Genomic DNA, 10461 nt, shown 5'->3' with positions numbered 1-10461 from the left:
AGAAAAAGCCATTAAAGTAATCATGCTGGCCCAGGAAGAAGCACGTCGCCTGGGGCACAATTTTGTCGGTACCGAGCAAATCCTTTTAGGACTAATTGGTGAAGGTACTGGCGTAGCAGCGAAAGTCTTGAAATCGATGGGGATTAACCTCAAAGATGCACGGATCGAAGTTGAGAAAATTATCGGACGTGGTTCGGGTTTCGTCGCCGTTGAAATCCCCTTTACCCCCAGAGCGAAACGCGTTCTAGAGCTATCTCTAGAAGAAGCTCGGCAACTGGGACACAATTATATCGGCACCGAACATTTACTCCTCGGTTTGATCCGCGAAGGTGAAGGTGTCGCCGCCAGAGTTCTCGAAAATCTGGGTGTGGACTTAACCAAAGTTCGCACGCAAGTAATTCGGATGCTCGGTGAAACCTCCGATGGTGGTGTAGCTACAGCTCCCGGCTCTCGACCCGGTGGGAATAAAACACCAACACTCGACGAGTTTGGTTCCAACCTCACTCAAATGGCACATGACGGTAAATTAGATCCCGTCGTCGGACGCGCCAAAGAAATCGAACGCGTGATCCAAATCCTCGGTCGCCGGACGAAAAATAATCCCGTCTTAATCGGCGAACCTGGTGTCGGTAAAACCGCCATCGCGGAAGGTTTGGCACAACGGATTGCCAACCAGGATATCCCCGATATCCTCGAAGATAAACGCGTTGTCACCCTCGACATCGGTTTACTCGTCGCAGGTACTAAATATCGCGGTGAATTTGAGGAACGCCTCAAAAAAATCATGGACGAAATCCGCCAAGCGGGTAACGTCATCCTGGTCATCGATGAAGTCCACACCTTAATCGGTGCTGGTGCTGCTGAAGGTGCCATCGATGCGGCAAACATCCTCAAACCCGCTCTAGCACGGGGCGAACTGCAATGTATCGGTGCGACCACGCTCGATGAGTACCGCAAACATATCGAACGCGATGCGGCTCTAGAACGGCGGTTCCAACCAGTTATGGTCGGCGAACCTAGTGTAGACGAAACGATCGAAATTTTACACGGTCTGCGCGAACGCTACGAACAGCACCACAAACTGAAAATTACCGATCTCGCCCTCGAAGCTGCGGCAAAACTAGCCGATCGCTATATCTCCGATCGGTTCTTACCCGATAAAGCGATCGATTTAATGGACGAAGCTGGCTCCCGCGTCCGCTTACTCAATTCCCAACTCCCCGCTGCGGCGAAAGAATTGGATAAAGAATTGCGGAAAGTCCTCAAAGAAAAAGACGAAGCCGTTCGCTCGCAAGACTTCGATAAAGCTGGTGCCCTTAAAGACCGCGAAATCGAAATCAAAGCCGAGATTAAAACGATCGCCCAAACTAAAAAGGCGAACGACGAAACCGAAGAGCGCGTGATGCCCGAAGTCACCGAAGAAGACATCGCGCACATCGTCGCTTCTTGGACAGGCGTACCAGTCAGCAAATTAACCGAATCTGAGTCGGTCAAACTGCTGAATATGGAAGAAACCCTCCATCAGCGGTTGATCGGGCAAGAAGAGGCTGTTAAGGCTGTCTCCCGTGCAATTCGTCGCGCTCGTGTTGGCTTGAAAAATCCCAACCGTCCGATCGCTAGTTTCATCTTCTCTGGCCCAACTGGAGTTGGTAAAACCGAGTTAACCAAAGCATTGGCGAACTACTTCTTCGGCTCCGAAGATTCGATGATCCGCTTGGATATGTCCGAGTATATGGAGCGTCATACCGTCTCCAAACTAATCGGTTCGCCTCCAGGTTACGTCGGTTATAGCGAAGGCGGTCAACTTACCGAAGCAGTCCGTCGTAAGCCTTACACCGTAGTGCTATTCGATGAAATCGAGAAAGCGCACCCCGACATCTTTAATATGCTGTTGCAGATTTTAGAAGACGGTCGCCTCACCGATGCCAAGGGACGCACGGTAGACTTCAAGAACACCATGATCATCCTCACCTCGAACGTCGGTTCCAAGGTAATTGAGAAAGGTGGTGGCGGCTTAGGTTTCGAGTTCTCGGACAACAAAACCGAAGCAACTTACAACCGCATCCGCACGTTGGTCAACGAAGAACTGAAGAACTACTTCCGTCCTGAATTCCTCAACCGTCTGGACGAAATCATCGTCTTCCAACAGCTCACCAAGCCGGAAGTCAAAGAAATCGCCGACATTATGCTCAAAGATCTGTTCGGTCGCCTGACAGATCAGGGCATCAAACTCGAAGTCACCGACCGATTTAAAGATCGACTCATCGATGAGGGTTACAACCCCGCTTACGGCGCACGTCCGCTCCGTCGGGCAATTATGCGCCTGTTAGAAGATATCCTCGCCGAGGAAATGCTCTCAGGTCGTCTCAAAGATGGCGATACTTCGATCGTCGATATCGGTGAAGATGGTAAGGCGATTGTTTCCCCCAAACAGGACATTCTCGCTAAAGCAGCACCCGATTTATTAGCCCCAGTCGGCGAGTAATCGATCTATAAATTTAATATTAGTTTAAAAAGGCATACTTTACAGTATGCCTTTTTTTGGGAATATTTATAATTAATAGATGACACTATTATGCTTTTTCTAGAGAGCTTTCACCTAAATCTTGAAAACCAGATAATTTTACAGAGGGTCGATCTGGAAACTTAACAACTAATTCTAACTCTCCACCCATTGCTCGAATAGCTTCCATTAATGTCGATAAATGTAAATCGGTGCGTTTTTCCATTCGAGAAACGGCATCCTGACCGATATTGAGTCGTTGAGCTACTTGTGCTTGAGTTAGCTGTCTAGCTTGGCGTAAGGCTCTTAAAGTCATTTCCTCAGCAATTAATTCATCAGCCATTGCTTGAATCTGAGATTGTCTTTCTGGTGGTAAACTTTGAATTTTGTCACGGAGTGTAGTTCCCATTAGCTCTTTTCTTCCTCTAAACGATTGAGATGGTTGGTAAATCTTCGATCTGCTGTCTTAATAAGCTGCTGATAAAATCGTTTTTGACTAAGGTGATTCCTCGTAAAGAATATACCATCTGAACTATGATTTATTTGATTAACAGATAGACTAAGATTGTCGGCTAGAAGTCCATCAAAGTCCATCATTCGATCGTGTTAATCAAAGTTTAGACAATATTAGGGGAGAATTATTTCCAGAAATCACCTCACACCCGACTTATTACCAGCAACTATCATCGTCGCTAGATTGAGATGACTCGAATATCGGATGTGATTAAATACATACGAGCGATCGTACTCGGTTTTTCGATCGGCATCCTAAATTAGTAGGACGATCGAGCTAAGATCGATCGGGAACCTAGTATGCTGCTGGTAGTAACTATTGCTAAATAGATCGATCGCGGGTGCATATTTACGACTATTTCCGCCCAAGCTTTAGACAACCGCTCACACATATCTCTTTACCCAGTAGATCGCATGTCAACACTAAACTGTACTCGCAACAACTGTAATGGCACGATCGATGATGGTTATTGCGATACCTGTGGGCTAGCCGCGCTCAAATCTCAATCCGAACTCGATCTCGCACTGGCGGCAAATGTGAGTAATCGATCGATTAAATTTAGTTCCCAGAGCCTCAAAACCACTCCTAATAGTGCTTCGGTTACCAGTACCGGATCGAGTCCGACGAGCAATCGATCGCGCGGAACCCGTCGGAGTGCGCCAACTGCAGGCAAAACTAGTCGCCGTCAATTGGGTGCGGGATTGGTATCGATTCCAGAATTACCTTCCACCGCGCCGGAATTAGCAATTTTAGCAAATCCAAATGTACCCGAAAATAAACGGTTTTGTGCGGGTTGCAATGTGGCTGTTAAAAGAGATAAAGGTTTTTGTACTAAATGCGGGCAAAAATATAATTTTATTCCCAGTTTAGCACCGGGAGATGTTGTGGGCAGCCAATATGAAGTTAAAGGTGCGATCGCCTATGGTGGTTTGGGGTGGATTTACTTAGGCTTTGACAAGTTATTAATGCGGTATGTGGTACTCAAGGGGCTATTAAATAGCGAAGATGCGGCGAGTGCGGCGGTAGCACTGGCGGAGCGGCAATTTTTGGCAGCAGTCAAGCATCCGAATATCGTGGGGATTTATAACTTTGTCACCCACGATGCGGAAGGCTATATCGTGATGGAATATGTCGGTGGTAAAACGCTCAAGGAATTGCGAAAGGAGCGGGGAATTTTACCCGTATCTGAAGCGATTGCCTATATCCATCGGGTACTCGGAGCTTTTGCCTATCTCCACCAGCAAGGTTTAGTCTATTGCGATTTTAAGCCCGATAATGTCATGCTCGAAGGCGATGATATTAAATTAATCGATTTAGGTGGCGCGCGCCGGATTGACGACCCAGATGGCGATATTTATGGGACGATCGGGTATGCTGCGCCCGAAGCTGGCGAAGGGCCGACAATAGTGTCGGACTTATTTACGATCGGGCGAACTTTGGCGGTATTAATTACCAATATTTCGGGCTTTAGTACCGAGCATCAATATACCTTACCCAGTGCCCAGTCAGATAATATATTTTCTCAGCAAGAATCTCTCTACCGCTTCTTGCTCAAAGCCACCGCTACAGCGGCGGACGATCGGTTTCAGACAGCCGAAGAGATGGCAGAGCAACTACTGGGAGTACTCAGAGAAGTTGTCGCCGCCGAAACCAATATTCCCCGCCCTGCCACTAGTACATTATTCGATAGCGACAGGTTATCTGTCACGGCTGGCAACGATTTTAGCCCGATCGAGCCTAGCTACTTACATTTGCCTCATTTGCTCATCGATCCTAAAGATCCCGGCTTCAACGTCATTCTCAATGCCAGTATGACGACAGATCTCGATCGCCGGATCGAGCAATTAAAGCAAGTAGTCATCCAAATACCCACCTCGATCGAAGCCAAACTCCGACTGGCAAGTAATTTAATCGACAGAGACGCGATTCTCGTTCCGAGAGGCTCCGCCAACGAGTCTGTCGGCGACTATGCTGAAGCCGACTTACTCCTAGAGCAAGTCGCCAAACAAGACGCTTGGGATTGGCGGGTAGACTGGTATCACGGTCGATCTCTGCTCTCCCAAAACCGCCCCCAAGATGCCCAAGCCGCATTCGATCGCGTTTATTTCGATTTACCAGGGGAACTTGCCCCAAAACTGGCTTTCGCCATCGCCGCCGAGCTATGCAACAATCATCCTCTCGCCGCACAAATGTACGAACTAGTCGAGCGTACCGATCTCAATTACCCTACCTCTGCCTTCGGTTTAGCCCGTTGTCGCTTAATGCAAGGCGATCGCAATGCTGCCGTTACTGCACTACAACAAGTGCCACAGACATCCACGCTCTATACTAGAGCCAAAGTCGAAATCGCGCGTATTTTAGTCGATCGACAATTACCAGTTGCCATCAATCTTCCCAGACACCCCCAACCGACACTTACCGAATTAAAATCAGCCACTCAAACAGTTGAAGCCCTGACTTTAGAAGGCATCGAAAAATATCGACTCGATCGCCAAGTATTTGAAACTGCCCTCAATCTACTTACATCAAGAGCCATTACCGCTCAGAGTAGTTTGATGATTTTAGGACAACCGCTCGAAGAAATTAAGCTCCGTCAAGGTTTAGAAAAAGTGCTGCGATCGATGGCTCATTTGAGTACTGGCAACGATAAAATTACCCTAGTAGATGAGGCAAATCGGATCAGACCGAAAACGCTGTTTTAGATCGATAGTGTAGACGAAAGTATTTCACTATCTATTAAGCGAGTGGCGGGAATCGAACCCGCATCAATAGCTTGGAAGGCTATAGTTTTACCACTAAACTACACTCGCACTCGTACGGAATTAATTTACCGCTCAAATAGCATAGCACATCTCGATCGATTTACATAATTTTTGAGTGTGGGAAGGGTGGAAAATAAATTCCACCGAGATCTCGATAAATTTTCCCGATCCGCCCACACTCAGCAACTAACATCTGATGTTAATCTTTAGTGGCTGCCGCTTCCACCAATTTAACTTTGGTTGCCAATCCGAGAAATTGCAACACCTGAATCGTCATCCAAGTGATATCGATTTCCCACCATTTCATCCCATGACGGGCGGAATGTTGATAAGCATGGTGGTTATTGTGCCAACCTTCACCATAAGTCGTGAGGGCTACCCACCAGCAATTAGTCGAGTTATCGGTAGTTTCAAAGTTACGATAGCCGAATTTATGAGTCGCGCTATTTACCAACCAAGTGCAGTGATAAACAATTACCAGCCGTGCAAATACACCCCAGAAGACAAACGGCCAACCGCCGATCGCATATAATACTACTCCCAGTACAACTTGCAAGGGGAAAAAATATTCATTCAAAAATTGATAAAAAGGATCGTTGGCAATATCCTTAGTAAAGCGGGGAATATCGCTCTCAGCCGGGATTTCAAAGCACATCCACCGAATGTGACTCCACAAGAAACCTTTCTTAGAATCATGATGATCGACATCTTCATCGGAATGTAAATGATGGTGACGGTGTAACCCTACCCACCAAATAATGCCACCTTGCAATGCTAGTGTGCCGCACAAAGCAAAAAAATACTCCAACCATTTGGGCACCTGAAAACTCCGGTGAGAAAGTAAACGGTGCCAGCCTAACGTAATTCCCAAACCACCTGTAATCCAGTGAAGCAGTACTGCCACTCCGACAGCTTGCCAGCTAAATATTCCTGGTAAAAAAGCACATATCGCGCCAATGTGAAAGATAACGAGCGCGATAATCATCGTCCAGTCGAGACGAAGTTTTGTTGATGCGGCAACAGTCATTGAGATAACCTATGAAGAGTTGTGATAATATGCCCGATTTGCTCGCAGATCCAACCGCCTAATAATTTACCCCCATCGAATCATGAACGGCAAGTTAATCATTCCAGCAGCAGAAAAAGCACTATCCCTGATTTTTAATGGTATTGACGGTCAAGTCAAGGGTAATCTCCGCCAAGTTTTAGAAATTTATGCTCGTCACCGGGTGGGTGTCCGACATTTTAGCAGTGTCAGCGGCTACGGACACGACGATTTGGGGCGGGAAACTCTAGATAAAGTCTTTGCCGAACTGATGGGTGCCGAAGCTGCTGCCGTGCGGATTCAATTTGTTTCTGGTACTCATGCGATCGCCTGTGCTTTGTTTGGCGTATTGCGTCCGGGGGATGAAATGCTGTCGGTAGTCGGTGCGCCTTACGATACTTTGGAGGAAGTCATCGGTACGAGAGGAACGGGACAGGGATCGCTGCAAGAATTTGGCATTAGCTACCGCGAATTAGCCCTTACTAGCGACGGGGGGATCGATTGGGATGGTTTGAGTCATTCGGTGCGATCGCATACCCGTCTCGTCCTGATTCAGCGTTCCTGCGGCTACGCTTGGCGATCGTCTTTATCAATCGCTGAGATTGGTAAAATTGTGGAGATTGTCAAACGGCAAAATCCTAACACGATTTGTTTTGTCGATAATTGCTATGGTGAATTTGTCGAAGATCGCGAACCGCCTGCGGTGGGTGCAGATTTAATTGCCGGATCGCTAATTAAAAACCCCGGCGGGACGATCGCCACTGGGGGCGGTTATGTAGCCGGAAGAGCGGATTTAGTCGAAGCAGCAGCTTGTCGCCTCACCGCACCCGGTATCGGTTCTGCTGGCGGTGCTACTTACGATCAAAATCGGCTGTTATTCCAGGGCTTATTTCTGGCACCCCAAATGGTTGGCGAAGCCATGAAGGGCAACCATCTGACTGCTTATGTCTTCGATAAATTAGGCTATGCCGTCAATCCCTTACCAATGGCACCCCGTCGCGATGTGATTCAAGCCATCAAATTCGGTTCCCGCGCTAAATTAATTGCTTTTTGTAGATCGATCCAACAAAATTCACCTATCGATGCCTATGTCGATCCCGTTCCTGGTAATCTCCACGGCTACGAAAGCGAGTTAATTATGGCTGGCGGGACTTTTATCGACGGTAGTACCTCAGAATTTTCGGCTGATGGCCCCCTCCGTGAGCCTTATACTGCGTTCTGTCAGGGTGGCACTCATTGGACGCATATTTCGATCGCCCTTGAAGCCGCAGTTGCCGCAATTAACGCGATCGATAATCTCTAAAACAAGCAAGAGGCAATCGCGATCGCGATTGCCTCCCTCCCTAAAGTCTAAAACCTAAAACCTACATCGTTGGCGGTAACTCAGAAGTACAATGGCTGCACTTGCTAGCTGCGATCGGAATTACCGAGAGGCAATACGGACAGTCTTTAGTATCTGCTGCTTCTATTTTTTCTTCTTTCCGTTTGAACTTAGCTAACGCTCTAATCATTAAGAAGATCACAAAAGCAATAATCACAAAATCTAGTAATCCGCCAAAAAATTGACCGAATAAGATTGCATTTTCAACAGTCTTTTTAGGGTCTTTCGGATCGGCAATAGTTCCGAGTACCACTTTTGCTTCTCTCCAGCTACCGCCCGGAATGGCGACGCTAACAATTGGCATAATAATACTTTCAACAAAGCTGGTAACAACTTTACCAAAAGCTGCACCGATAATTACACCGACAGCTAAATCGAAAATATTCCCTTTGATCACAAAATCTTGAAAGTCTTTTGCAAATCCGGTCGCAGCCGCTCTAGAAGGTCTCATGGTCATAATTTTATTTTTCCCTAGTTCCGATCTTAAACAAATAGTAGATCGAAATTATCACACATTATATGGCAATCGGTCGAACAATCGATAAAATTCAGCCAATTAACGTGATAAATATTACCAGGTCAACTAAGTAGAGCGAAATAGTTTTAATTATATACAAACAGTAGATTGAGGGCTATTTAAGCGAGAGCGAGAGCCGTAACACTAAGATGAAAAGCACTGCTATTACACCAGATAATACCCACAGCCAGGTAGACATTTTCTTAATTGCCGTAAGCTGTTTATTGCGATCGATCTGAAAATTATTGGCGAGTAAAATCATCTCACGATCGCGCAGCTCAAAATTAGTAAGCTGTTGTTCCTCTGCTTGTTTGGCGTTAGTACGAATTGCCGAAATTGCCGACTCGATCTTGACTGTCTTCGCCCGATCGTCATCGATTTTTTTAGAGATCTCGGTTAGTTGTGGGCGAATTAGATCGGTACGTTCGATCGATTCAGCCGTTAGTGCGTAAAATTGCTGTTTTTCTGCCTGCATCGATTGAGAAATTTCGGCAAATCCTCGCTCGATCGATTCGATTTTAGATTGAAACGTTTGCGATTTCTCGACAATCTGGGCATGGATGGTGGTAATTTGTGTACTTAACCCATGTAGCTCATTGAGCTTGGTACTCATCTCGACACTCATGCCCGCTATTTGCAAGCGATCGATCGAAATAGTTTGCGATAAACTCTGCATTAACTCCCGCTCTTGGCGGAGTTTAGCTTCTGATTCTTGACTGAGTGCAGTTACTCGCGCTTGAATTTCTTGTAAAGATTCATAAAAAGTCTCTTGTCCGGTGACGACGCGATCGTGAGCCAGAATTAGGGCATGTCTGGTAGGTTCGAGTTGAGATAACATCTGTTGAATCTCTCCTTCACCCCCAAATTTATCTAAGCTAGTGACTATTTCTGTGCGAATTGTGGCGATCTCCGCCAGCATTTGAGCCGATTTTTCAACCTGATTTTTGCTATGTTGCGCTAATTGTTGAATCCGAAATTTTATCTGCTTAACTTCTAGTGTATTCGCATCAATCCGCTCGACTTGAGTTTGATTGCGTTGCTCGATCGTGTGTAATTGAGCTTGAGCGGTATCGAGTTGCTGGCAAGCCTCATCGATTTGTGCGAGTAAGTCTTGAGGATCGATCGCTGGCTCGGATCTAGAAGTTGGACGGAGCGTGACGATCGAACTAGGCTCTGGTTTCGAGTTTGGCTGGGGCGGTTGTGGAGTTGTGCGTTGTAGCGATGTCAGCATCGAATCGAGTTCGGCTGTCACGATCGATCGATCTTGTCGATCTGCGATCGATCCATTTAATTCTGGAGCAAGCGATCGCGAATTATCGTGAAGAGCGGGGGTGACTTGATTGCGACGATCGCTCGACAGCTTCGACTCTAATTCTAGCCATTGTGAATCTGTTTCATCTCGATTTTCTAGGGGTGTGGCTCCACCAATATTAGCATCTGATTTTATCAAGCAACATACCTCCTAAAATTGTTTATCAAAGTTATTTATTATCTAATTTGGTATGTGTTAAATCAGTCCTGCCGTCCTACATCATAACTATTAAAATTATACTTACAAATAGACTTTATGCTGAATATTTACTGATTCTAGCGTAGCTTAGAGCCACACGATCGCCAAGAGTATCAATATGTTAGTAATTCTCTACCAATTAACTAAAAACAGCGATCGCCAATTCCATCCAGAAGGGAGCATCCCAATTTTTATGCGGAGGTTAACAGCCCTCATCCCCAACCCTTCT

At 46.4% G+C, this 10461-nt stretch carries 7 protein-coding genes and 1 tRNA gene; 3 read left to right on the top strand and 5 right to left on the bottom strand.

What is annotated here, in order from left to right; genetic code table 11:
- Positions 1-2485, top strand: a 2485-nt coding sequence (locus tag Q0R35_RS15365) for an ATP-dependent Clp protease ATP-binding subunit (protein WP_295620184.1), incomplete at its 5' end; no start/stop codon positions are given.
- A gap of 88 nt (positions 2486-2573) precedes the next feature.
- On the opposite strand, the gene Q0R35_RS15360 is transcribed toward Q0R35_RS15365, so the two are convergent.
- Positions 2574-2912, bottom strand: coding sequence for an XRE family transcriptional regulator (locus tag Q0R35_RS15360; RefSeq protein ID WP_295620181.1), 339 nt, complete (start codon positions 2910-2912; stop codon positions 2574-2576).
- Positions 2913-3430: 518 nt separating this feature from the next.
- On the opposite strand from Q0R35_RS15360, the gene Q0R35_RS15355 reads away from it, so the two are divergent.
- Positions 3431-5719 carry a serine/threonine-protein kinase gene (locus Q0R35_RS15355; protein ID WP_295620178.1) on the top strand — a complete coding sequence of 763 codons (2289 nt, stop codon included), beginning with the start codon at positions 3431-3433 and terminating at the stop codon, positions 5717-5719.
- Between the two features lie 37 nt (positions 5720-5756).
- Here the strand turns inward: Q0R35_RS15355 and Q0R35_RS15350 are convergent.
- A tRNA-Gly gene (locus Q0R35_RS15350) sits at positions 5757-5827 on the bottom strand.
- Positions 5828-5978: 151 nt separating this feature from the next.
- Positions 5979-6806 (bottom strand): fatty acid desaturase, encoded by an 828-nt coding sequence (locus tag Q0R35_RS15345; RefSeq protein WP_295620175.1) that lies wholly within the window; start codon positions 6804-6806, stop codon positions 5979-5981.
- An 82-nt stretch (positions 6807-6888) separates the two neighbouring features.
- Here Q0R35_RS15345 and Q0R35_RS15340 point away from each other — a divergent pair, with 82 nt between their 5' ends.
- Positions 6889-8127, top strand: a complete 1239-nt coding sequence (locus Q0R35_RS15340; protein WP_295620172.1) for a methionine gamma-lyase family protein — start codon at positions 6889-6891, stop codon at positions 8125-8127.
- A 61-nt stretch (positions 8128-8188) separates the two neighbouring features.
- Here the strand turns inward: Q0R35_RS15340 and mscL are convergent, their stop codons facing one another.
- Both mscL and Q0R35_RS15330 read right to left on the bottom strand, forming a co-directional pair.
- Positions 8189-8662 (bottom strand): large conductance mechanosensitive channel protein MscL, encoded by a 474-nt coding sequence (mscL, locus tag Q0R35_RS15335; RefSeq protein WP_295620169.1) that lies wholly within the window; start codon positions 8660-8662, stop codon positions 8189-8191.
- A gap of 175 nt (positions 8663-8837) precedes the next feature.
- A complete protein-coding gene (locus Q0R35_RS15330; RefSeq protein ID WP_295620166.1) occupies positions 8838-10172 on the bottom strand; it encodes a hypothetical protein in 1335 nt (444 codons plus the stop codon).
- Positions 10173-10461 lie beyond the last annotated feature (289 nt).

The sequence above is a fragment of the Chamaesiphon sp. GL140_3_metabinner_50 genome, assembly GCF_025361915.1.
In the GTDB taxonomy this organism is placed as follows: domain Bacteria; phylum Cyanobacteriota; class Cyanobacteriia; order Cyanobacteriales; family Chamaesiphonaceae; genus Chamaesiphon.
The sequence above is the reverse complement of the archived record's forward strand: the minus strand, read 5'-3'. Positions and strand labels throughout refer to the sequence as shown.

What these genes read in the sequence shown, in the direction of transcription:
- Q0R35_RS15360 (WP_295620181.1), bottom strand. Translation starts at nt 2,912, where the DNA reads ATGGGAACTACACTCCGTGACAAAATTCAAAGTTTACCACCAGAAAGA.
- Q0R35_RS15355 (WP_295620178.1), top strand. Translation starts at nt 3,431, where the DNA reads ATGTCAACACTAAACTGTACTCGCAACAACTGTAATGGCACGATCGAT.
- Q0R35_RS15345 (WP_295620175.1), bottom strand. Translation starts at nt 6,806, where the DNA reads ATGACTGTTGCCGCATCAACAAAACTTCGTCTCGACTGGACGATGATT.
- Q0R35_RS15340 (WP_295620172.1), top strand. Translation starts at nt 6,889, where the DNA reads ATGAACGGCAAGTTAATCATTCCAGCAGCAGAAAAAGCACTATCCCTG.
- mscL (WP_295620169.1), bottom strand. Translation starts at nt 8,662, where the DNA reads ATGACCATGAGACCTTCTAGAGCGGCTGCGACCGGATTTGCAAAAGAC.